We start from the raw sequence: 21450 nt of genomic DNA, 5'->3' as shown, positions 1-21450 counted from the left end.
GGGCTACCTCGTTCAGGGGCAAGCGTGCGCAATCACAGGAGAATTTTCCTGCACCCGCCCGGGGTCCGGGACCGCCTGGGGGAGTGGCGCCCCGCACAGTAGCAGCAGACGCCGCGGCGTTCTGAGGGTGAAACGTTCCCGCCGGGCGCTTCTGTCCGGCGGCGCTCCGAGCGCACGCTCGGCGGATCGCGCGCTGGAGCAGGCCGAGCGCGCGGCGGTCCTCGCTGCGGTTACGGGCGGGACGCCGGCTCGCCGTCACGGGCGAGCCGCTCGTCCTCCGCCCGCTGCCGCGCAAACGCTGGCCCGCGCTGTCGTCAGCTTGACTGCACGTCTTTGGATCAGGACCATTCGGCGGTGGGCGAGCGCAAAGGGACGATCGAGGAAGCTGACTGGGCGGCGGACTCCGCCCGCAGCAACGAGCTCGCCGCCTCGGGCCCGCCGGAGCGCGTGCGGGCAGCGATCGACGGCGGGACCCTGGTCTCCAGGCAGGGGCTCGTCCCCGCGCCCGAGCCCCCGCCCACCGTCCAGGTGCGGCGCGCGGATCGCGACGCGCCGACCACGGTCGGCCGGGATGCGCCGCCGGACGCGCCGCCGTCGCCCTCGGATCGGCACGCGCGGAGCTTCGGAAAATACCGGTTCATCGCGACGCTCGGGCACGGGGGCATGGCGGACGTGCACCTGGCGGTCGCGGTGGGGCCGGCGGGCTTCAGCAAGCTGCAGGTCATCAAGCGCCTCCGGCCCAACATCGCCGACGAGCCCGAGTTCCGGGACATGCTGCTCGACGAGGCCCGCCTCGCCGCCCGCCTGAACCACCGCAACGTGGTGCAGACCAACGAGGTCGGCCTCGCGGACGGCGAGTACTTCATCGCCATGGAGTACCTCGACGGGCAGCCGCTGAGCCGGGTGATCTCTCGCGCGCGAGAGCAAGCCCGGGCGATCCCGTTCGCCATCCAGTTCTGGATGCTCAGCGAGGTGCTGGCCGGCCTCCACTACGCCCACGAGCTCGTCGACTACGACGGGACGCCGCTCAACGTCGTTCACCGCGACATCAGCCCCCACAACATCTTCGTCACCTACGACGGGCAGGTGAAGATCGTCGACTTCGGGATCGCGCTCGCCGCGCACCGCCTCGTCGAGACGCAGACCGGCACGATGAAGGGCAAGGTCGCGTACATGGCGCCGGAGCAGGCGTTCTCGCACTCTTCCCAGATCGATCGGCGCGCGGACGTCTTCTCGGCCGGCGTCATCCTCTGGGAGATGCTCGCCGGCCGCCGCCTCTGGCGTGGGCTGTCGGATCCGCAGATCATCTCGCGCCTGATGCGGGACATCCCGGACCTGCGGTCCGCGCGCCCCGAGGTGCCCGTCGAGCTCGCGCGCATCTGCGCCAAGGCGCTCGCGCACTCGCCCGAGCAGCGCTATTCGACGGCCGCCGCCTTTCGCGCGGAGCTCGCTCGCTACACGGAACGCCTGGAAGAGCAGGTGACGGCCGAGCAGCTCGGCGCGCTCATGCGCGAGCTGTTCACCGGCGAGCGGTCCGAGATCCGGGCGATCATCGATCGCCAGCTCAAGCAGCTGCAGGAGCACGGCGCGGAGGCGGGGAGCGCGGGGCTCGCCGGCCGCGCGCCGAGGCTGCCGTCGCTGCCAGGGCGCGAGCCGCTCGACTCGGATCCTCCCGCGCAGGAGGAGGGCGCGACCACGGGCTCGTCGCCGTCGGCGCCCACGCGCGCCCTCCACCGCTCGAGCCCCCCGCAGGCGACGCTCCACGCCGTCGTGCGGACCGAGCCGGCCACGGCCGTTCAGCCCGCGCCGGCGCCGCGGCGCTCCCGGTTGCCGCTCGTCGCGTTCGCCGCGGTCATCGCGCTGGTCGGCGCCGCGACGCTGTACCTGAAGCTGCGCGATCCGGTCCAGCAGAGCCTCCGCGTGGCCCCGCCGCCGGCCCAGAGCGCGCTGCCCGCGCCGGAGCCCTCCCCGCCATCCGCCGCGAGCAGCGCTCCACGCGAGCAGACCGACGCGTCGCTCCTCCGCGCATCGATCAAGGCGAGCCCAGCCAGCGCGAAGATCTTCGTCGACGGGGTGGAGCTCCCCTCGAACCCGTTCGACGGCAAGCTCATCAAGGACGGCGCGGCGCACCGGATCGAGGTCTCCGCGCCAGGCCACGCCGCGCAACGACGGATGCTCGTGTTCGACCGGGACATCGAGCTCGAGGTGACGCTCTCCCACGCGCAGCGAGGGCCGGCCCCCGCGGCCACGGCGACCCCGAAGATCGTCAAGCCCTCCGCCGAGGCGGATCCCACCGTCCCGCCGCCGAAGCCCGATCCCTACTGACGCGCGGGGCCCGCGGGCGGCCGTTACAGATCCTGGTAACCGATCGGCGGCTCGACGAGCTTCGCCGCCTTGGCGACGCCGCGGAACACGTAGTCGGAGTAGCTGTAAGGCCCGTCCGACCACACGAGGAAATCGTCCGCGAGCACCCCGTTGGGCGCTCCCTCGCAGAGCTCCGGCGCCGCCACGACGGGCCCTTCGTTGTAGATCGGCGCCGACGCGTTGACCGCCTCCTCGGCCTCTTCCATGGCGGCCAGCGCGCCGGCGTGCCGGTCGGCGTCGAGCTCGTCGACGGGGTAGAGCTCCCAGTCGAGCATCACGAGCTCCGGGTGCGGGGGCTCGTTCGGGGCCGACGCGAAGGGGGCGTGCGTGGCCTCGGGGAGGCCCGTCCGCGCGAGCGCCTCGATCAGGCGGCTCCGGTAGCGCAGCGCCGCGTCATCCGGGGTCCAGAACGCCGTGAGGGCCGCGATCACGTCCTCGGTCTTCGCCTCGCGCCACAGCGAAGGGTCGCGCGAGCCGAGATCGAGCGCGCGCTCCTTCCGGAGGCGCGCCTGGAAGGCCGACGCGTGCGGCGCGAACTCCGGCAGCTCGGCCAGGGCGTGATCGACGGACCAGTGGAGCCGATGATCGACCTCGCGCACGTACCGGTGCTTGCCGAGGGCGCGGAGGAGTCGGGCGATTTCGTCGGGTGTGCGCGCTGCGAACGACCAGGCAAGCATCATGGGGCAAGGCTCATCGATCCGTGCAGGGGATGGCACGCCGAGCTGGCTCGCCGATGCCGATCGGGCGGCGGGCACCTCGGCACGGGGTGAATTCCCATCGCTCGGACGCGGTGTCGATCACTTCTTGCCGGGGAGGTGCCACACGCCGGCGAACCACACCAGGGATCCGTCTGCGCGGCGCACGGTGGTGGCAGGCGCGAAGTACGCGCCCGGCGGGACGGGCTCCCATCGTCCCTGCTGCCACGCCCAGCGGCGGCTCCGCCACTGCCACTCGCCGTCGATCCACACGTCGCCCGGCCGCTCGGACGGCGAGATGATCTCGACCCGCGCAGGCGGCGGAGGGTACGGCACGACCACCGTCGTCTCGCTCGGCAGGTGAGGGCCGGTCGGAGGCAGCGGGAGCGAGCTGTCGCAGCCCGCGAGCACGAGGAGCGACGCGAGCGAGATCCCGAGCGCGCGGCGCAGAGCGGCGTTCATCCTGCGTCGATCCAGGCGAGGTACGCGTCGAGGACGTCGCGGCCGACGAGCAGGCACTCCAGCGTCGCGAGCGCGAGGAACGGGCCGAACGCGATGCGGGCCTGGCCGAACCCTTCGCGAGGCTCCTCCGCGAGCGGATCTTGCGCCAGCTCTTCCTCGGCGGCGGCCCGTTCCTCGGGGGACATGGCCGCGAGCTCGGCGCGGAGCTGCTCCCGCTCGAGGCGCACCGCCTCGGGCTCCTCGATGCTCCCGCGCAGGAGCAGCATGGCGATGGCCATGATCGATCCCTGGATGGCGCCGGCGCCGAGCACGAACAGGGCGCCCCCCCAGCCGAACCACGCGCCCGCCAGCATGAGGAGCTTGGCGTCGCCGAGGCCCATGCCGACGCGGCCGCCACGGATCCGCGGGTAGATCACGACGAACGGGAGCCAGACGATGCCGAAGCCGACCGCCGCGCCGACGAGGGCGTCGACGAAGCCCATCGATCGCAGCGACGCGGTCGCGACGCCGAGCACCGCGCCGCCGATGGTGATCGAGTCGGGGATGAACATGTGCTCGAGGTCGATGAACGTCGCAGCGAGCAGCCCGAGCGCGAGCGCCAGGTCGGCGGTGTACGTGGCGAGCGCGTGGAGGGCCGGCGTCGTCCCGGGGAGCCGGAGGAGGATGACCTCGATGATCGCGAGCGAGAGCAAACCGCCCGCCGCCTCCACCAGGGGATACCGCGGCGACACGGGCGCACCGCAGCAGCGAGCGCGGCCGCGCAGCAGCAGGTAGCTGAGGACGGGGATGTTGTCGTAGGCGCGGATCGGCGCGCCGCACGCCGGGCAGCACGAGCCCGGACGGACGACGCTGAGCTCGCGCGGGACGCGATGGATGACGACGTTGAGGAAGCTGCCCCAGAGCAGGCCGAAGCAGAGCCCGAAGGCGCGCAGGAACCACGGAGAGAAATCGGCGAGCATCACCTGGGGCTCACGTCCTCGGGCTCGACGCGGCGAGCCGGAGCATCATCGTGAGCGCCTGCTCGAGCTCCGCGATCGTGGGTTGCACGGGGTTCTCGGCGAGCGCCGCCTTGAGGTCGACGAGGCGGCCGCCGAGCTCCTGGTAGTGACGGCGCACACCCTCGGTCGGCGCCTCGGCGACCCACCGCCTCACGATCTCGCGCAGCTCGTCGAGATCGCTGCCAGCGAGGAGCTGCGCCATCTGCGAGGCCATCGGATCCGGTGCGCCGCTCACGCCCTGCCCCATCCCGGCCAGCATAGCGCGGGCACTTTGACGGGCGAGGGGTCCTGCGACATAAGGCGAGGCGCTCACGAGGAACCGTGCCGACGAGGACGCCTGCCGTTGCCCTGATCCTGCTGGCCGCCGGCATCGCCGGAGGGGCCGGCTGCAGCCGCGCCGAGCAGCGAGAGCCCGGGGAGAAGCGCGCGGACGGAGGCGCCCCACAGGCGCCCGCGCCCCAGGGGAAGGTGCTCGAGGCGGCCGAGAACGAGTCGCCCGCCGCGAGCGCGACGCCGCGGGCCGGCGCCGCGGCGGCCGGGCCCGCGCGGATCGAGATCCCTGCTGGAAAGCTCGTCGCGGGCAGCACGCCCGGGGACAAGGGGCGCGATCCGACGCTCGAGCCGGCGTTGCTCGACGTCGAGCTGGGCGGCTTCACCGTCGATCGCGCCCTGTACCCGAACGATCCTGCGCAGGCTCCGCTCACCGGGGTGACGCGGGCGCGCGCCTCGGAGCTCTGCCAGCAGGCCGGCGGGAGGCTGTGCACCGAGCTCGAGTGGGAGCGCGCCTGCAAGGGCCCCGAGGGGACGCCCTACGCGGGCGGCGCGGCGTGGGACCCGGCGTGCGCCAAGGCGCCCGCGTCGTGCGCATCCGGGTTCGGCGTCGTCGGGATGGGCGCTGCGCTGCGCGAGTGGACCGCGAGCGACATCGCGCCGATCGAGAACCTCCAGCCCAAGGCCGCCGCCGTGCGCGGGGCCACGGCGAGCGCGAGCGCCGTGGATCACCGGTGCGCGCGCCGCGCGGCGGTCGATCCGGCGGTGACGGGCGACGACATCGGCTTCCGGTGCTGCCACGGGGCGCCGAACGCGGCGTCGATCCCGTCGCCGCAGTGGCAGCAGACGTTCCGGCGCGCGGAGATCGGGCCGCAGCAGGTCGCAGAGCTGCTCGCGTCGGTGCCGCAGCTGCGCGACCTCGGCGGGCAGATCTCCTTCTTCAAGGAGCCCGACGACGCGAACGCCGTGCTCAGCCGGGGCCGGACGCGGCTCTCGCCGAGCGGCGCTCCGGCGAGCCAGCCCGAGGCGGGCCCGCCCCCGAACACCACGCTCACGACGTCTCCGCTGCTCTGGAACCCGGTCCCGGGCGAGGAGGTGCTCGTCGTGACGGGAAAGGCCGACGACGACGCGTTCATCGTCGCGTTCCTGAAGCTCCCTGGAGATCGCTACCGCATCGCGTCGTCGCTGCTGCTCAAGGACGACCCGGGGCCGCTCGCGCTCGGGTTCAACGGCTACGTGCGGCGACGGCTCGCGTGGGCGACCTGCTGGGACTGCCGCGGCGAGTCCGGCAACATCACCTACCGGGACGACAACCGCGTGGTGATCACGCAGAAGTGACCCCGCCGCGGCGCGGACCGGACATCGACGCGCCCCGGCGCCTCAGGTGTCGGCGCCGAGCAGGGTGTGCTGGTAGGTCGTGCCGTATTCGATGATCCGCTCGACCGCGTCGACGAACTCCGAGCGGTCGAGCGACTCGGTGGGCAGCTCGGCGCACAGCAGGATCTCGTTCCGATCATCGAGGGCGAACTTGGCGACACGCATGTCGCGGTTGGCCTCGAGCAGATGACGGAGCAAGCCGAGCACCTGGCCGGTGTCCTCGGCCAGGGTCGGCATCGCAGCGCCGCCCTGGGCGTCGCATTGCGCGTCGAGCAGATCGAGCACGCCGAACATCGAGAGCACGACCCAGTTCTCGGTGCACTGGACGTAGAACGGAGGGAGCTCGACGACCCCTTCCTCGCGCGGACGGATGCGCAGGGTCGACGGCTTCGTCAGCTCGGCGCTGTAGCCGATCTCCTCCGTCCAGCGCTGCAGGGTCTCCACGTCGATCACGGGTGACGTGATCGCCCTGCCGCCGCCGGAGATCAAGATGCGGCGCGCTGGAAGCCCCCTCGCAGGGGCAAGCGACGGAGGCGAGGGGCGCTAGAGGCTGAGGACGGCGTCCTCTCCCCGGTCGGCGAGCTTCGCCGCGATCAGGCTGAGCAGCGCTTGCCTCCGCTCCTCGAGCTCGACGAGCGCGCGCGGCGGCACCAGCTCCTCCTCGATGCCGCCGGGGCGCAGCGCCGCGGCGGCCTCCTCGGGGCCGAAGCGCGCGAGCGCATCGCGGAGGGCCCGGGGGAACCGCACCGCTTCCACGAGGCGCTCGAGCTGCCGATCGAGCTCGTGCGCCTTTACGTGCAGCGGGAAGGCGCTCGCGTTGGCCTCCAGGCTGAGCGCTCCCGCGTGCACGTCGATGACGATCTCCTTCCGGAGCCCGTTGCCCGCCAGGTAATCGAGCACCAGCACCTCCAGGTAGTCGCGGAGGATGACCGTGCGCTCGCCGCGCACAGGCGACGGCGACCGAGCCCAGCGCGCCCACACGTCGAGCTCGGGCGCGTCGTCGAAGCGTACGGACCGCCGGCGAGGCGAGAGCCAGCGCGGGCCGGGCGGACCGGGAGCGGGCGCGAGGACCAGCGCGTCGACCGTCCCGTCGTTCATGACGGCGAGGCGACGCAGCAGCTTGCGTGCGTTCGGCTCTCGGCCGAGGAGCGCCGCGAGCTCGCCGATGCCGATGCGTCGCGCCGCTGCCGCGGGCACGACATGCGCGCCGAGCGCCCTCGCCATGCGGTAGAACGCGAGCGGGCGCCGGAACGCGAGCGGGGCCTTCTTCTGCGCCGGCGCGAGCTTCACCTTCACCTCGCGCGGGGCCGCTCCTTCCGCGGGTGCGCCCAGCGAGAGCGTCGCCTCGAATCGGCCGTCCGCCAGCTTGCCCGTAAGCCGCAGCGCGCGCAGGGGAGAGCGCTGGAGGGCGCGCGCGACCCGCGCTTCCCCCGCGGCCCAGGCGCTCGACGCGGGAGGCGAGCGCTGCTCGGCCGGCGAGCGCGCATCGGCTGGCGGGCGCGCATCGGCCGGCGAGCGCGCATCGGCCGGCGAGCGCGCCGTGGGCGCGCCGATCGCAGGCGCGCTCTCCTCGTCGACGAGCGCAGCGATCGCGCCGACGGACCCGTCGCTGCGCTCGGACGACGGTCGCGCGCACGAGACCGCGAGCAGCGCCGCCGCGACGAGCATGCGCGGCGCCCCCACGCCGCCGAGGCGCCGCAGCGGTCCGCGCGCCGATCCGGGGGCGCGCAGGTAGCGCGCGCACCGGCTCATCCGTCCTTCGCGAGCCCGCGCGGATGGTCCGGCGAGGACCCGCCCTCGGCCAGACGCTGCGACGACGCCTCCTCGGCCAGCGACCGCGAGCGCCCGTCATCCGTCGCAGCCTGCGAGCCTGACGCCCGCGCGCTCGCCCCGAGCGACGCGCCGCCGATGACGCGCTCCAGGAGGAACTGCTCCACGCGCTCGATGACCATCTTCTTGCGCTCCAGCGGGACGACGTGCGTGCCGCCGTTCACCATCATCAGCTCTCCGCGCGGCAGCGCCGCCGCCATCTCCTCTGCGAGCCGAGGCGGGGTGAACGTGTCGCGATCGCCCGCGATCACGAGCGCGGGCACGTCGATCTGCGGGAGAAGATCGAGCGTCGAGTGCTCGCCGGCGCTGCGCAGCATGTGGAGGAACATCGAGAAATCGATGTCGACCATGTGCCGCATGTACGGCAGCAGATCCGCCGGCGTGACCGCGCTCGCGTCGACCTCCCGCGTGAGCAGCGCGATCCGCAGCGCCATCGGCGCGGGCACGCGGCTCCAGATCGCGCGCGCGATGTGCGGGTACGCGTCGACCTGCTCGATCAGCCGCGGCAGGAGCTGGGCGAGCACGTCCGTGCCCTTGAAATGGTGCGTGATCCTGCCGGACGAGCCGCAGATCAGCACGAGCCCGCGCACCCCCTCGCGGTGGGTCCGCAGGTGCTCCAGGACGACCTGGCAGCCCATCGAGTGCCCGAAGAGCACGACGGGGCCGTCGCCGATCGACGCGCGCACCGCAGCCAGATCGCTGGCGTGATCGCGCAGCTCGACCGCCTGCGGATCACCAGGCAAGCTGCTGCGACCGTGGCCGCGATAGTTCCAGTGGGCGACGTTGACCGTACGGGCCAGGTCGTCCCAGAGGTACTTCCAGATGAAGCCGTCGCACGCGATGCCGTCACAGAGCACCGCGGTGAGGCGTCCCGAGCCCGCCCCGACCCCGCTGGCCAAGCTTCCGCTGCCGCCGGGACCTTCCCGGTAGCGGACGTAAATCCGCGTACCGTCCTTCCCGGCGGCGAAAAGCTCTCGACCCATCGATCCCCGAGCGACGCGGCTTTACGCGAGGCTCGCGGCGATGTTAGTCGCCGCTGTCCTCGTCGTCAGCCACGTCATTGACACTCGGAAGCTTTTTGATGTCTATCCGCGCCAGCTTCCACGCGCGCTGCACAACCCAAGAAAGCGAGCGATCGAGCCGCGCCGCTTCCTCCTTGATTTCCTGCAGCATCGACTCCGGAAAGTAGAGGCTCTGCTTCCGCTTGTCCGTCTTCGAGGCTTCGTTGTTTTTCGCCAGCGTGTCCTTGTCGGTCATACGCTCTTGGGGCTCCTCCCGATCCGCCACAGAAGAGCACCTTAGCGTACGGTGCACTTCCGTGGAAAGCATTCGTTTTTCCATGATGCCGATTGCGGCCACTATGTGTGTATTACCGCGATAGGCGCTCTGCGTCATGATTCCGGGAATGCGATCTTCCCCGCAATCGCGCTCGCCGCGACGATGAGGGGACTGGCCAGGTAGACCTGGCCGGGCCCGCTTCGCCCCGGGAAGTTCCGGTTGATGGCCGAGACCGTGACCTGTTCCTTGCGGTCGGATACACCGGGACCGGCCTTGATGCACGCGCCGCAGGAGGGGTCGACGAGCTCGGCGCCGGCTTTCTCGAAGATCTCGAGGTAGCCCTTGGCCTCGGCGTAGCGGCGGATGTCCTGCGATCCGAACTGGATGTAGAGGTGCACGCCGTCAGCGACGCGCTTGCCCCGCTCGACCGCCTGGCGCAGCACGGACGCGTACATGTCCATGTCGGCCTTCTTGCCGCCCGTGCACGAGCCTCCGTACGCGATGTCGATCTTCACCGGACCGCCGGCGGCCTCATCGAGCGACCGCAGCGGCACGCCGTTCCTCGGATCGCCCGGCGTCGCGACCATCGGCTCGACCGACGCGAGATCGACGTCGAACGTCGCCATGTACTCCGCGCCGGGATCCGCGCGCACGATGCGCGCGCGCACGTCCTCGGCGGCGAGCCCGCGCTGCTCGACGAGGTAGCGCACGATCTCCTCGTCGGCCTCGATGATCCCCGTGAAGCCGCCCGCCTCGACCGCCATGTTGGTGAGCGTCGCCCGCTCGTCGAGCCCCATCGCGCGGACGCCATCGCCCGCGAACTCGAGCACCTTGCCGATGCCCTGGCCCGTCTTCCAGAACGGCTGCGAGAGCAGGAACAGCATCACGTCCTTCGCCGTGACCCCCGGCCCGAGCCGCCCGGTCAGGTTGAAGCGCACCGACTGCGGCACCGCGACGCGGACGTCGCGCGTGAGCCACGCGTTCGCCATGTCCGTCGAGCCGACGCCGAACGCGAAGCACCCGAGCGCCCCCGCCATGCAGGTGTGCGAGTCGGTCCCCGCCACGATCTGCCCTGGCAGCGCGAGCTCCTCGATCACCTTGTTGTGGCAGATGGCCTCCGAGCCCACGGTCCTGCCGTCGCGCTCGACCTCGCCGTACAGCTTGATCCCGTGCCGCTCGGTGAAGGCCTGCTGCACCGTCGCGAGCGAGGCCGCCTGCTCCCGCAAGCCGAGCCTGAGGTGCGCCTCCGGCATCACGCGATCGAGGAACGTCAGGTGATCCCGGAAGGCGAAGACGCTCTCCGGCTCGGTCACGACCGCGTCCGGCCCGACGCCCGCCCGGAAGAGCGACTCGGCCATCGGCGTGACGTACTCGTGCGAGAAGCGCACGTCGATGCGGGCGAAGAGCGCGTCTCCAGGCTTCACCGCGGGGACGCCGATCTTCCCTGCCCGGGCGTCCACGATCGCGTGCGCCGCGATGATCTTCTCGCACAGCGTCATCGGCCGCGGCGGCGTGGCCAGGGTGGGCGGCGAGACCTCGCCGGCCATCCGCGCCTTGTTGTAGGCGAAGAGGCCACCGTACTCGACGACATCGGCGCTGATCGGGTCGAGCCCGCGGGTGAACTCGCCGATCGGGATCTCGTCGCCCCGCGCGATCCGGTCGAGGAGCGAGAAATCGGTCGTCGTGAGCAGCCCGATGTTCTGGCAGTTCTGGCCGTAGATCTTCTCGATGCTGCGCGCGACGACGATCTGGATCCCCGCCTCGCGCTCCGAGTACGGCGCCGTCTCGCGCGAGCTGCCGCACCCCTTCGAGCGCCCGCTGACGATGACGCCGAAGCCGCCGTTCTTGATGGCGTCGCGCTCAATGTGCCCGCCGCGCAGCCCGACCAGGCAGTAACGGGCGAGCGTCTCGTCGTAGTAGTAACAGACCCAGCCCGGCGTGAGCTCGTCGGTCGAGATGTTGTCGATCAGCGCGTGCTGCTCGGGATCGAAGCGAAGCTCGCCGCCCGCCAGCTGCTGCTTCAGGAGCGCCGGGTCCTCGGTCAGGTAGAGGGTCCTCCCGGTGACTTGAACGGACTTCCGGCGGGGGATCGGCATCTGCACCTCGGACGCCCCGGGACGCGCGGCGCGCGCTGGGACCTCTCCACACCTAGTCGCTCTGGGCGGAGGCGCCAACGGCGGTCTTTGCCGGCGCGCGCGGAGCTCCGCGCGCCTTACGTCGAAGGCAGGAAATCCAGCATGAGCCGAGGAGCGCCTGGACGGCAGCGTGCCTTGACGACGCACCAGGGAGATGGTGTCTTCGCGGCCGCGGCCGGGCCGCGAGCGATGACCCGACCCACGATCTCCAGCGTTCCCGTCGCGATCCTCGGCGCCGGCCTGACGGGCATGGCAGCGGCGTACCACCTGGGACGGGCCGGCGTGCCCCACCGGGTATTCGAGCGCCTGCCGCGCCCGGGCGGCCACGCGATCACGCTCGAGGACGCCGGCTTCCGCTTCGACCGGACAGGGCACCTCCTCCACCTGCGCGACCCCGCGACCCGGGAGCTCGCGCTGAGCTGGCTGGGCCCCGACCCGCTCGAGATCGAGCGACGTTCGATGATCTGGTCGAACGGCACGTACACCCGCTATCCGTTCCAGGCGAACACCTTCGGCCTGCCGCCCGCGGTGGCCTACGACTGCCTCCGCGGCTTCATCGAGGCGCACTTCGCCAAGGACAGACCTCAGCCAAGGAACTTCGAGGAGTTCTGTCTGGCGCACTTCGGCGAGGGGATCAGCCGCCACTTCATGATCCCCTACAACAGCCGCCTCTGGGGCGTGCACCCGAGCGAGATCACCGCCGACTGGTGCTCCCGCTTCGTCCCGATACCGAAGCTGGAGGACGTGCTCGCCGGGGCGGTCGGGCTGAACGACCGGGAGCTCGGCTACAACGCGAGGTTCCTCTACCCGCGGCTCGGCATCGGGCAGCTGACGCACGGGCTCGCGCGAGCGCTCGCCGAGCAGCGGCCGCGGGACGCGGGAACGCCGGCGCTCGAGCTCAGCCGCTCTCCCAGGTCGATCGACTGGCGCGCGCGCGAGCTCGTGTTCGACGACGAGATCGTCCGGTACGACGTGCTCGTCTCGTCCGCGCCGCTGCCCGCGCTCGTGAGGCTCCTCTCGGACGCGCCTCGCGCCGTCGGCGAGGCGGCTTCCCGGCTGCGCTGCACGCACCTCTACTACCTCGATGTGGCGCTCGACACCCCGTGCGGGCAGCCGCTGCACTGGGTGTACGTCCCGGAGGCGAAGTACCCGTTCTACCGCGTGGGCTGCTACTCCCACTTCTCCGCCGCCATGGCCCCGCCAGGCAAGGCCGGCCTCTACGTCGAGCTCGCCGATCGCGCCGAGCCCGATCTCGCGGCGCTGCTCCCCCGCGTCGCCGACGGCCTCGTCGAAATGGGCCTCATCCCCGCCCCGAGCGCCATCCGCTTCGCCCGCCTGCGCCGCATCGATCACGCGTACGTCGTGTTCGATCACAGCTACTTCGGCTCGCTGGAGGCGGTGCGGCCGTTCCTCGAGGGCCAGCGCATCCTCTCGTGCGGACGCTACGGCGGCTGGAACTACTCCTCGATGGAGGACGCGCTCCACTTCGGGCGCGACGCGGCGCACCGCGCGCAGGCGCTCCTCGGAGGCGCGCCGTGAGCACAGCCGAGCCTGATCGCGAGGATGCAGGCGGATCGCCGGAGATCTCCATCGTCATCCCCGTTTACAACGAGGAGGCGATCCTCCACGCCGCCGTCGTGGATCTGCGCGAGCGGCTCTCGCCGTTCGGCTGGCGCTGGGAGCTCGTGCTTGCCGAGAACGGCTCGTACGACGGGACCCTCGGCATCGCCGGCGAGCTCGAGCGCAAGTACCCGGAGGTGCGGCACTTCTCGATCGGCGAGCCGAACTACGGGGCCGCGCTCCGCGCGGGCATCGAGCGGGCGCGCGGGCGCTTCGTGCTCTGTGACGAAATCGACCTCTGCGACGTGGATTTCCACCGCCGCGCCATCGCGATGCTGCGGACAGGCGGCGTCGACATGGTGATCGGGTCCAAGCTCATCCAGGGGGCGCGCGACGATCGCCCGTGGGCGCGGCACGCGGCGAGCCAGGTGTACAACGGGCTCCTCCGCGCCACGCTCGGCTTCCGTGGGACGGACACGCACGGGCTCAAGGCGTTCCTGCGCGAGCCGCTCCTCGGGGTCACGCGCGACTGCGTCGTGGACAAGGACGTCTTCGCCAGCGAGCTCGTCATCCGCGCCTACCGCGCTGGCCTGCGGATCGAGGAGATCCCCGTCCGCGTGCTGGAGAAGCGGCGCCCCTCGATCAACCTTACCCGCCGCGTCCCGAACGTGCTGCGCAGCCTCGCGAAGCTGACCTGGGCCATCCGGGTCCGCGGCTGACGGCGGGCTCCGCCAACCTTCGCGCACCATTCGCAGCGCCGCGCGCGAGGCCGGGCCCGCTCGTGGAAAAATTCTGGCATGCTATACGCCGCAGGTGACGATCCTCCTCTCGAGCGCCGCAAGACCGGCTCGCCGCGCGGACACCGACGTGGACGTCGTGGTCATCGGCGGCGGCGTGAACGGCGTGGGGGTCGCGCGGGACGCTTCGCAGCGGGGCCTGAGGGTCGCCCTCTTCGAGCGCAACGATCTCGCGTTCGGCGCGAGCGGCAACTCGAGCGGCATGATCCACGGCGGGCTCAGGTACCTGACCAGCGATCCGCAGGTGACCGAGAAATCGTGCCGCGACTCGGGCCACATCCAGGCGATCGCGCCGCACTTGCTCTTCCGGATCCCCTTCCTCGTCCCGTTCGAGAACGCGCGGCACGGGCGCCTCCTCTACCCGCTCGCGGACGCCTTCTTCGAGGCGTACGACAACTACCAGCCGCTCAAGCGCGGCAAGCCGCACGCGCGCCTCTCGCCCGACGAGCTCCGCCGGCTCGAGCCGGGGCTGCACGGTGACCTGGTCGGCGGCTTCAGCTTCGACGAGTGGGGGATCGACGGCGCGCGGCTCTGCGTCGCCAACGCGGTCGACGCGATCGAGCGCGGGGCCAAGGTCTACGTGGGACACACGGTCGAGCGGATCGAGCGCCGCGAGGACACCGGCGAGGTCGTCGCCGTCCGTTACCGGGACCGCACGACGGGGGAAGGCGGGCGGCTCCGCACGAGCACGGTCGTGAACGCGACGGGCGCGTGGTCGCCGATCACATCGTCCCTCGCCGGCCTCCCCGCCGCGAGCTCGCGCGTGCGGCCCGGCAAGGGCGTGCACGTCGTGTTCGACCGGCGCCTCACCAATTACGCGATCATGGCGAGGACGATCGACGGCCGTCAGATCTTCCTCGAGCCGTGGGAGAACATGAGCGTCATCGGCACGACCGACGACGACTTCTACGGCGATCTCGATCAGGTCCGCGCGACGAGCGAGGAGGTCAGGTACCTGGTCCAGGGCATCGCCCGCGTGTTCCCGCAGATCCACGAGGCGCGCGCGATCGGCACGTTCGCGGGCGTGCGGCCCACGCTCTACGCGTTCGGGCCCACCGAGGACGCCCTCTCGCGCGAGCACCAGATCGTCGATCACGCGGCGCACGGCGCGCCGGGCCTCTACTCGATGATCGGCGGCAAGCTGGCCAGCTTCCGGCTCTTCGCCGAGGAGATGACCGACGTCCTCTCGCGGCGCTTCGACCTCGGCGCCCGCTGCGTGACGCACACGACCGCGCTGCCCGGCGGCGATCGCGCGGTGGACGCGCTCGCGCTCTCGCGGCGGATGGAGATCGACGCGGTGGCCGCCCGGCGGCTCGTGTACCGGCACGGCTCGCGCGCGCTCCGGATCGAGGAGCGCGTGCGGCAGCGGCCGCGCGAGGCCGCGACGGTGTGCCCCTGCGAGCCCGTGATCGAGGCCGAGGTGCGTTATGTCCTCCGGCACGAGCTCGCCCGGAGCGTCGCCGACGTCGCGCGCCGAACGCGCCTCGGCCTGGGCGCGTGCGGGGGCATGCGCTGCGCGGCGCGGTGCGGGCAGATCGTGGCGCAGGAGCTCTCGCTCCCGCCGCGCGACGGGATGCGGCAGGCGGCGGCGTTCCTCTCGCGGCAGGCGGTGACCCGCGCGGTCGCGCTCGGCCCGGAGCAGGCGCGGCAGGAGGCCCTCGCGATCGCCAGCGTCCGGTCGGAGCTCGGCGCGCCCGCGGACGACGAGGCGGCGGCGGCTTGCGAGGACGCCGATCGTCGCTCGCAGCGCGCCGCGCGGGAGCCGGAGGAGAGGGCGTGGCGCGATCGATCCTCGTGATCGGCGCCGGCGTCGCCGGGCTCGCCGCCGCGTGGAGCGCGCGGCGGCGCGGGGCCCGGGTCGCGGTGATCTCCGCGGGCGTCGGCGAGACGGCGCTCGCGGGCGGCGCGGTGGACGACGTGCCGTGGGAGCAGATCGAGCGTGCGTCGCGGCTGCTCGGCAGCGACCTGCCCGCGAGCGATCTCGCGCCGGCGGCGAGGCAGTTCGCGGCGGAGCTCGGCCTGTGGGAGCTGCCGCAGGCGGCGGGCGTGCGCCTCGCGACCATCGCGGGGCGGATCCGCCCCGCCCGCGGCAGGGATCGCGCGCTGCTCGACCTCGGCCCGCTCCGCCGCACGCGCGTCCTCGTCCCGCGCGCGGCGCGCGGCGCGTGGGACGCGGACGCGCTCGCGGAGGCGCTCACGGACGAGCCGTTCGCCCGGGCGCGGGGGCTCCGCTTCCTGCCGGTCGACGCGCCGGTCCTGCGCTTCGACGACGAGCGGCACATCGCCGACGGCGATCTCGCGGCCCGGCACGACGACCCGGCGCGGCTCTCCTGGCTCCTCGATCGGCTCCGCCAGGCGCTCGAGGGCGCGGGCGGCGCGGGGGCGATCCTGCTCGGCCCGTGGCTCGGCGCGAGCGCTCCGCGGGCCGAGGCGCTCGCGGCGCGCCTCGGCGTCCCGGTGGGCGAGGCGCTGATGGGCGCCGGCTCGCCGGCGGGGCTGCGCTTCGAGGCGGCGCGCGACGCGCTGCTCTCGACGATCGGGGCGGCTCAGCGCCACGGCCGCGTGCGCGCGGTGGGCGGCGGGCACCCGGGACCGGGGGCGCCCGACGAAGGCGTCACGATCCACGTCGAGGGGGAGGACGTGCCGCTCGCGGCGGACGGGGTGATCCTGGCGATCGGCGGCCTCGCCGGCGGCGGGATCGCGTACACGCCGCCCGAGAGCGGCGCCGGCGCCGATTTCCCCGCGCGCGGCGCCGCGCCCTTCGCGCTCTCGATCGCCGCGCCCGTCACGATGGGCGACGATCGCGGCGCGTTCGGCGTGGTGAGCTCCATGCAGGGCCCCGAGCTCGACGTCGTCGCGTGGCCCCGCGGCGAGCGCCCCGGCGCGCTGGAGGCGGTGGGGGTGCGGTGCGAGGGCGTCCGCGCCGCGCCCGGGATCCTGGCGGCCGGGGCGACCATCGCGGGGAGGGCGCGCACCGTGCTCGACGCGGTGACGACCGGGCTCCGCGCCGGCGCCGAGGCCTGACGCGCGTCGAGCGGCGCCCGGCGCAGGTCGCTCGACGCGCGATCCTCAGCGCTGGCGGATCGCCGGGATGGCGCGGAGGAGCTGCTGGTACCCGACGGCGAGCGCGAAGTCGCTCCCGCGGGTGGGATCGGAGGGCATGTCGCCCTCGGGGCCGGCCGCCGCGGCCGTCTCGGCGCGCTTCTCCACGAGCACGGCCCTCGGCGAACGGTCGCCGATCGCCCCTTCGGCGGGGAGGTGTCCCTCGAGATCCTGCTCGCGGAGGATGGCGGCCGGGACCTGCTGCGCGGCGCTCTCGATGACGACATCCGGCCGGATGCCCTGGGCCTGGATCGAGCGCCCGTTCGGCGTGTAGTAGCGCATCGTCGTGAGCCTCACCCCGGCGCCGCCGGGCAGCTCGTAGATGGTCTGCACCGATCCCTTGCCGAAGGTCCTCGCGCCGACGAGCACGGCGCGCCCGCTGTCCTGCAGGGCGCCCGCGACGAGCTCGGCGGCGCTCGCCGAGTACTCGTTCACGAGCGCGACGATGGGCAGCGAGGCGAACGCGCCGCCGTCGTGCGCCTTCGCCTCGTCGACGACCTGGTTGCGCTGGCGCGTCGAGTAGATCGTCCCCGAGGAGAGGAGCTCGTCGGCCACGGCCTCCGCCTCGTTGACGAGGCCTCCCGGGTTGTTGCGCAGGTCCAGGATGACGCCGGCCAGCGGCGCCTTCGATGCGGCGCGCAGCTTCGCCGCGGCGCGGAGCATCTCTTCGTGGGTGCCGTCCTGGAACTGCTTCACGCGGACGTACGCGATGTCCCGGTCGAGGCGCTTCGCCGCGATGCTCGTGACGTGGATCTGCTCCCGCGTGAGGTCGAACGAGAGGGGCTCAGGCACGCCCTGCCGGCGGATCGTGAGCTTCACCCGGGAGCCGGGCGCCCCGCGCATGATCTTCACGAGCTTGTCGAGGCGCTCGCCGCGGACGGGGCGGCCGTCGATCGCGAGGATCTGATCGCCGGAGCGGATGCCCGCCCGCGCCGCCGGCGAGCCCTCGATCGGCGCGATGACGGTGATGTTGTCGTCCTTGGCGTCGACCTCGATGCCGACGCCGCCGAACGTCCCCCCCGTCTCTTCCTGGAACTGGGCGAACTCCGAGGAGTTCATGTACGCCGAGTGCGGGTCGAGCTCCGCGACCATCCCCTTGATGGCGCCGTCGAGGATCTTGCTGCGCTGCGCCGGCTCGACGTAGTTGTTCTCCACGAGCACGAGCACGCGCGCGAGCTGCTCGAGCGGAGCGTAGGGGCTCTGCGCCTGTGTGCTCGCGCCCGCGAGGTGGGAAGTCGCCGCCCCTCCTGCGAAGGCCGCAGCGATGAGCCCCAGGGTGCGCATCCAGCTCGAGAAGCGTTGCATCGGCCGACCATAGCAGCGGTACGGGCGGCGGCGCGGTGCGCCGGCGACGGCCGCGCTCGTTCACACGCCTGCGCGGCGCGCGGTGGGCCGGGCGGCGGGGCGCCGCGCAGGTTTTTCGATGCGCCAGCGCGGGCATATCACCCGCCAGTCGACGAGGTCATCACGGCGCCCAAGCTCCGGGCGCATGGTTTGTCCTAAGAGGAGTGTTCGGCTATCTTCGCGCGCCTGAACGTGGAACTTGCCTCCTCATCGCCCGGCTTCGCGTTCGCGAAGCGGGGCTCGCCGCGAGGGGCTTCTCTCGCCGAGACGGTCGGGGGCCGTCGCGAGGAGGTGTCCGCGGCTGCGCTGTCGTCCGTGCGCGGGAGACAACTCGCACCCCGAGGCGGCTAGGATGGCCAAACCCACCGATCGTGAGCTCGTCGATCAAGCCCGGAGCGGAGATGCCCAGGCGTTCGGGGTGCTGGTTCGTCGATATCAGAAGCGCATCTTCCGGCTGGCGTTCCACCTTGTCCGCTCGGGCGCGGAGGCAGAGGACGTGACGCAGGAGACCTTCGTCCGGGCCTACCAGGCGCTCGACCGGTTCGACGGCCGGAGCGAACCATTCACCTGGCTCTACCGGATCGCCGTGAACCTCTCGCTCAACATGATCCGGGCCCGCAAGCCGAGCAAGAACTCGACCCCCGCGGACGATCCGCGGATCGAGGCGCTGCTGCTCGAGACGCGCCCGAGCCACGGCGGCGATCCGGCCGCGTCGACCCAGCGGCGCGAGCTCGCGGCCGCGCTCTGCGACGGCATCGACGCGCTCTCGGACACGCTGCGGACGACGCTCATCCTCGTCTGCATCGACGGCGTGCCCCACGAGGACGCCTCCAGGATCCTGGGTTGTCCGGAAGGAACAGTCGCCTGGCGCGTCCACGAGGCGCGCCGCAAGCTCCGCGCATACCTCGCGGAGCGCGGTTTCGGAGGGGACGCCGAATGAACGTCACCGACAAGCTCGACCTCGACGGGATGCTCAACGATTGGCCTGCCCCCGCCCTCGACGAGGAGGCGTGGGAGACGCGGGCCGCTCACATCGTCGAGGCCGCCATCTCCCGGCGCTCGGAGGACACCGCGGCGGCAGCCGACCTCCTCGCCCCCCCCGACCTCACCGCAGCGCCAGGCGAGGAGCAGACGGAGGACCCTTCGCGCGAAGAACGCGCATCAGGAGAACGCAGCACCATGGGGGACGGATCACAAGCAGCCAGGGCCTCGAAGCCTGAGAGCCTGTCGGGCGGCACCTTGTCGCGGCCGCCGGAGAAAAGACGCCAGTCGCTGAAGGAGATCGCCGAGCGGGTCAGCCAGGCGCCGGGTCGCGCGAGCGGTATGCCCGCGATGAGCGGCTCTGCGCTCTCGACGCCGCTGCCGGCTTCGGGACGCAGCTCGGCGCCGCCAGGGCGTGTGTCCCCGCTGCCGGGGCGCGGCTCGCTCTCCGGCGGCGCCCGCGCGTCGTCGCCGTCCCTGCGGCCGGCGGAGGGGGTGCCCGAGGACTCCGGGGTCATCGATCTGAACCGGCTCAACGCGTCGGCGCCCTCGGAGGTGGAGGCCTCCGAAGCGGCGCAGCACGGCGCGGCGGATCGGTTCGGGGACGCGAAGGCGGCAGCGGTGATGCCGATGGCGGCGCGCCGCGCCCCGTCCGCGCCCGTGGCCTCGGCTCCAGCGAAGAAGCGATCCGGCGGGATGATCGCCGGCGCGGCCGTGGCGGCCCTGGGGCTGGCCGCGGCGGTCACCGTCATGGTGAAGACGACGGCGCCGCCGCAGCAGGAGATCGCGGCGACTGCGGCGCCCGCGCCGACCACCGTCGCGGCGCCCGCCGCGCCGCCCGGCGACACGCGGGTGGAGCCGGCTGCTCCGGTCGCCGCGGCGCCGGAGCAGCGCGCCGTGGTCGAGCAGCCCGTGCAAGCGGAGGAGAAGCTCGCCGCGGCGCCCAAGGCGCCAGCCGCCCCGGCTGGCGGCGGCGCTCCTGCGCCGGCGGCCGTCGAGGCGCCGGCCACGCCTGCCGTGTCGCCGAAGCCCGAGCAGGGAAAGATGGCGGCTGCGCCGGCGGCGGCTGGCAAGCCGGGGGACCTCCCCTCGGCCATGCAGGCGGCCGTGGGCGACAACGCGGAGCGACAGCCCTCGGTCGTCTCGGAGGCGCCGGTGCCGGCGTCGGGTCCACTCCGGCAGCAGAACATCCCCGAACAGCCGTCGCAGGGCTCGGTCCAGGCCGCGCTCGGCTCGGTCATGGGCAGCGCCAAGGCGTGCGTCGCGGGCGCGGACGACGTGTCGCGCGCGCAGATCACGTTCTCGTCGACAGGCCAGGTGAGCAAGGTCAGCGTCAGCGGGTGGGCGGCGTCGAACGGCCAGTCGAGCTGCGTGCAGTCCGCGCTCAAGGGCGCCAACGTGGGTCCTTTCTCCAAGCCGTTTTTCTCGGTCAGCGCGACGATCCGACCCTAGCCAGGGGCGCCTCGCGGAGGACAGCAAACCTCCGGGTTGACACAGCCCCCCCCGTGGGTAGAATGCGCGCCCCCATGGTTTCCGCGACTCAGCAAACCCAGCGCATCCGCCGGCGCAAGGCGCGCACGGCGGGCACCCGCCGCAAGCGCTTCGAGCGCGCACACGGCACCCCCGCGTTCCCGATCCATCCGGCGGGTTACGACCAGAACGCGCCGGACGCCCTGCGCGCTGCCACGCCCGCCGAGGCGCAGGCGAAGAAGTAGGAGAGCTTTTCTCATGGCCAATCACGCATCCGCCGACAAGCGCAACCGCCAGCGCATCACGAGGACGGCGCGCAATCGCGCCATCAAGTCGGAGCTCCGCACGACCGTCAAGAAGGCGCGCACCGCGCTGAAGGGCGTGTCGCAAGAGTCCGCCGCGCCGGTGACCGCCGCGGTGAGCGCGCTCGATCGCGCCGCGTCGAAGGGGACGATCCCCGCCAAGCGCGCGTCGCGCGTGAAGAGCCGCCTCGCCCTCGCCCTTCACAAGGCGAGCGTCGCTGCCAAGACCGCCGCGAGCTGAGAACAACCCTTCCGCACGTACGCCCCGCTCACCGCAAGGTGAAGCGGGCGTCGTCGTTTTGTCTCCAGACCTTCGCCGCCGTTCCGCCGCCGCCGTCACAGCCCGTGGCGCTTCCGCCCCTCTCCACCCCGTGACGCCGGCGGCGGGCACCCGCACAGGAGACGGTCCGCCCCTCTCCCTCTCCACCCCGTGACGCCGGCGGCGGGCACCCGCACAGGAGACGGGTCCAGATCGGCGTTTTCGG

At 72.7% G+C, this 21450-nt stretch carries 20 protein-coding genes; 10 read left to right on the top strand and 10 right to left on the bottom strand.

The annotated features are described in order from the left end of the window. Positions 1-354: 354 nt before the first annotated feature. Positions 355-2325 (top strand): serine/threonine protein kinase, encoded by a 1971-nt coding sequence (locus tag WMF12_RS45385; protein ID WP_437855003.1) that lies wholly within the window; start codon positions 355-357, stop codon positions 2323-2325. Positions 2326-2348: 23 nt separating this feature from the next. Here the strand turns inward: WMF12_RS45385 and WMF12_RS45380 are convergent, their stop codons facing one another. The 4 genes from WMF12_RS45380 to WMF12_RS45365 all read right to left on the bottom strand — a co-directional run bounded on the left by WMF12_RS45380 (position 2349) and on the right by WMF12_RS45365 (position 4778). Beyond that, positions 2349-3044, bottom strand: a complete 696-nt coding sequence (locus WMF12_RS45380) for a hypothetical protein (RefSeq protein WP_437742971.1) — start codon at positions 3042-3044, stop codon at positions 2349-2351. 117 nt (positions 3045-3161) lie between these two features. Further along, the gene (locus tag WMF12_RS45375) at positions 3162-3521 is read right to left on the bottom strand and encodes a YXWGXW repeat-containing protein (protein ID WP_437855001.1); all 360 of its coding nucleotides are present in this window, start codon (positions 3519-3521) and stop codon (positions 3162-3164) included. Further along, entirely contained in the window at positions 3518-4480 is a 963-nt protein-coding gene (locus WMF12_RS45370; protein WP_437873958.1) for a prepilin peptidase, read from the bottom strand. Before WMF12_RS45370 ends, WMF12_RS45375 begins: the two co-directional genes overlap by 4 nt. Positions 4481-4490: 10 nt before the next feature. After that, positions 4491-4778 (bottom strand): hypothetical protein, encoded by a 288-nt coding sequence (locus WMF12_RS45365; protein WP_012241301.1) that lies wholly within the window; start codon positions 4776-4778, stop codon positions 4491-4493. Between the two features lie 62 nt (positions 4779-4840). Between WMF12_RS45365 and WMF12_RS45360 the strand changes: the two genes are divergently transcribed. Then, the gene (locus tag WMF12_RS45360; protein ID WP_437742968.1) at positions 4841-6127 is read left to right on the top strand and encodes a formylglycine-generating enzyme family protein; all 1287 of its coding nucleotides are present in this window, start codon (positions 4841-4843) and stop codon (positions 6125-6127) included. Between the two features lie 42 nt (positions 6128-6169). Here the strand turns inward: WMF12_RS45360 and WMF12_RS45355 are convergent, their stop codons facing one another. The 5 genes from WMF12_RS45355 to WMF12_RS45335 all read right to left on the bottom strand — a co-directional run bounded on the left by WMF12_RS45355 (position 6170) and on the right by WMF12_RS45335 (position 11370). Continuing rightward, positions 6170-6655: a YbjN domain-containing protein gene (locus tag WMF12_RS45355; protein ID WP_437854997.1), complete on the bottom strand. Its 486-nt coding sequence runs from the start codon at positions 6653-6655 to the stop codon at positions 6170-6172. Positions 6656-6709: 54 nt separating this feature from the next. Then, the gene (locus tag WMF12_RS45350) at positions 6710-7918 is read right to left on the bottom strand and encodes a hypothetical protein (RefSeq protein WP_437854995.1); all 1209 of its coding nucleotides are present in this window, start codon (positions 7916-7918) and stop codon (positions 6710-6712) included. Beyond that, positions 7915-8979: an alpha/beta fold hydrolase gene (locus WMF12_RS45345; protein WP_437742965.1), complete on the bottom strand. Its 1065-nt coding sequence runs from the start codon at positions 8977-8979 to the stop codon at positions 7915-7917. Before WMF12_RS45345 ends, WMF12_RS45350 begins: the two co-directional genes overlap by 4 nt. Positions 8980-9022: 43 nt before the next feature. Continuing rightward, positions 9023-9253: a TIGR04563 family protein gene (locus tag WMF12_RS45340; RefSeq protein WP_012241296.1), complete on the bottom strand. Its 231-nt coding sequence runs from the start codon at positions 9251-9253 to the stop codon at positions 9023-9025. A 134-nt stretch (positions 9254-9387) separates the two neighbouring features. Next, positions 9388-11370 (bottom strand): aconitase family protein, encoded by a 1983-nt coding sequence (locus WMF12_RS45335; protein WP_437854993.1) that lies wholly within the window; start codon positions 11368-11370, stop codon positions 9388-9390. A 228-nt stretch (positions 11371-11598) separates the two neighbouring features. Here WMF12_RS45335 and WMF12_RS45330 point away from each other — a divergent pair, with 228 nt between their 5' ends. The 4 genes from WMF12_RS45330 to WMF12_RS45315 all read left to right on the top strand — a co-directional run bounded on the left by WMF12_RS45330 (position 11599) and on the right by WMF12_RS45315 (position 16790). Next, positions 11599-12948, top strand: coding sequence for a protoporphyrinogen/coproporphyrinogen oxidase (locus WMF12_RS45330; protein WP_437854991.1), 1350 nt, complete (start codon positions 11599-11601; stop codon positions 12946-12948). After that, a complete protein-coding gene (locus WMF12_RS45325; RefSeq protein WP_437742962.1) occupies positions 12945-13688 on the top strand; it encodes a glycosyltransferase in 744 nt (247 codons plus the stop codon). The genes WMF12_RS45330 and WMF12_RS45325 overlap by 4 nt, the downstream gene beginning before the upstream one ends. Before the next feature lie 94 nt (positions 13689-13782). Next, entirely contained in the window at positions 13783-15564 is a 1782-nt protein-coding gene (locus WMF12_RS45320) for a glycerol-3-phosphate dehydrogenase/oxidase (RefSeq protein ID WP_437742961.1), read from the top strand. Further along, on the top strand, positions 15543-16790 hold the full coding sequence (locus tag WMF12_RS45315) for an FAD-binding protein (protein ID WP_437854989.1): 1248 nt from the start codon (positions 15543-15545) through the stop codon (positions 16788-16790). Before WMF12_RS45320 ends, WMF12_RS45315 begins: the two co-directional genes overlap by 22 nt. Positions 16791-16835: 45 nt before the next feature. Here WMF12_RS45315 and WMF12_RS45310 read toward each other — a convergent pair whose 3' ends face one another. Further along, positions 16836-18173: a S41 family peptidase gene (locus WMF12_RS45310; RefSeq protein ID WP_437854986.1), complete on the bottom strand. Its 1338-nt coding sequence runs from the start codon at positions 18171-18173 to the stop codon at positions 16836-16838. Between the two features lie 391 nt (positions 18174-18564). On the opposite strand from WMF12_RS45310, the gene WMF12_RS45305 reads away from it, so the two are divergent. The 4 genes from WMF12_RS45305 to rpsT all read left to right on the top strand — a co-directional run bounded on the left by WMF12_RS45305 (position 18565) and on the right by rpsT (position 21206). Then, a complete protein-coding gene (locus WMF12_RS45305; RefSeq protein WP_437742958.1) occupies positions 18565-19152 on the top strand; it encodes an RNA polymerase sigma factor in 588 nt (195 codons plus the stop codon). Then, positions 19149-20645 carry a hypothetical protein gene (locus WMF12_RS45300; RefSeq protein ID WP_437854983.1) on the top strand — a complete coding sequence of 499 codons (1497 nt, stop codon included), beginning with the start codon at positions 19149-19151 and terminating at the stop codon, positions 20643-20645. Before WMF12_RS45305 ends, WMF12_RS45300 begins: the two co-directional genes overlap by 4 nt. A gap of 74 nt (positions 20646-20719) precedes the next feature. Continuing rightward, positions 20720-20908: a hypothetical protein gene (locus WMF12_RS45295; RefSeq protein WP_044967265.1), complete on the top strand. Its 189-nt coding sequence runs from the start codon at positions 20720-20722 to the stop codon at positions 20906-20908. A 13-nt stretch (positions 20909-20921) separates the two neighbouring features. Continuing rightward, positions 20922-21206, top strand: a complete 285-nt coding sequence (rpsT, locus tag WMF12_RS45290; protein ID WP_437742956.1) for a 30S ribosomal protein S20 — start codon at positions 20922-20924, stop codon at positions 21204-21206. Positions 21207-21450 lie beyond the last annotated feature (244 nt).

This window comes from Sorangium sp. So ce363 (assembly GCF_051520435.1).
GTDB classification, from domain to species: Bacteria; Myxococcota_A; Polyangia; order Polyangiales; family Polyangiaceae; genus Sorangium; species Sorangium cellulosum_B.
This window is presented reverse-complemented; position numbering and strand designations above follow the sequence as displayed.

Coding starts and splice junctions, on each gene's coding strand:
- WMF12_RS45380 (WP_437742971.1), bottom strand. CDS start 3,044: ATGATGCTTGCCTGGTCGTTCGCAGCGCGCACACCCGACGAAATCGCC.
- rpsT (WP_437742956.1), top strand. CDS start 20,922: ATGGCCAATCACGCATCCGCCGACAAGCGCAACCGCCAGCGCATCACG.
- WMF12_RS45295 (WP_044967265.1), top strand. CDS start 20,720: ATGGTTTCCGCGACTCAGCAAACCCAGCGCATCCGCCGGCGCAAGGCG.
- WMF12_RS45300 (WP_437854983.1), top strand. CDS start 19,149: ATGAACGTCACCGACAAGCTCGACCTCGACGGGATGCTCAACGATTGG.
- WMF12_RS45345 (WP_437742965.1), bottom strand. CDS start 8,979: ATGGGTCGAGAGCTTTTCGCCGCCGGGAAGGACGGTACGCGGATTTAC.
- WMF12_RS45305 (WP_437742958.1), top strand. CDS start 18,565: ATGGCCAAACCCACCGATCGTGAGCTCGTCGATCAAGCCCGGAGCGGA.
- WMF12_RS45310 (WP_437854986.1), bottom strand. CDS start 18,173: ATGCAACGCTTCTCGAGCTGGATGCGCACCCTGGGGCTCATCGCTGCG.
- WMF12_RS45340 (WP_012241296.1), bottom strand. CDS start 9,253: ATGACCGACAAGGACACGCTGGCGAAAAACAACGAAGCCTCGAAGACG.
- WMF12_RS45375 (WP_437855001.1), bottom strand. CDS start 3,521: ATGAACGCCGCTCTGCGCCGCGCGCTCGGGATCTCGCTCGCGTCGCTC.
- WMF12_RS45370 (WP_437873958.1), bottom strand. CDS start 4,480: ATGCTCGCCGATTTCTCTCCGTGGTTCCTGCGCGCCTTCGGGCTCTGC.
- WMF12_RS45335 (WP_437854993.1), bottom strand. CDS start 11,370: ATGCCGATCCCCCGCCGGAAGTCCGTTCAAGTCACCGGGAGGACCCTC.
- WMF12_RS45365 (WP_012241301.1), bottom strand. CDS start 4,778: ATGCTGGCCGGGATGGGGCAGGGCGTGAGCGGCGCACCGGATCCGATG.
- WMF12_RS45330 (WP_437854991.1), top strand. CDS start 11,599: ATGACCCGACCCACGATCTCCAGCGTTCCCGTCGCGATCCTCGGCGCC.
- WMF12_RS45350 (WP_437854995.1), bottom strand. CDS start 7,918: ATGAGCCGGTGCGCGCGCTACCTGCGCGCCCCCGGATCGGCGCGCGGA.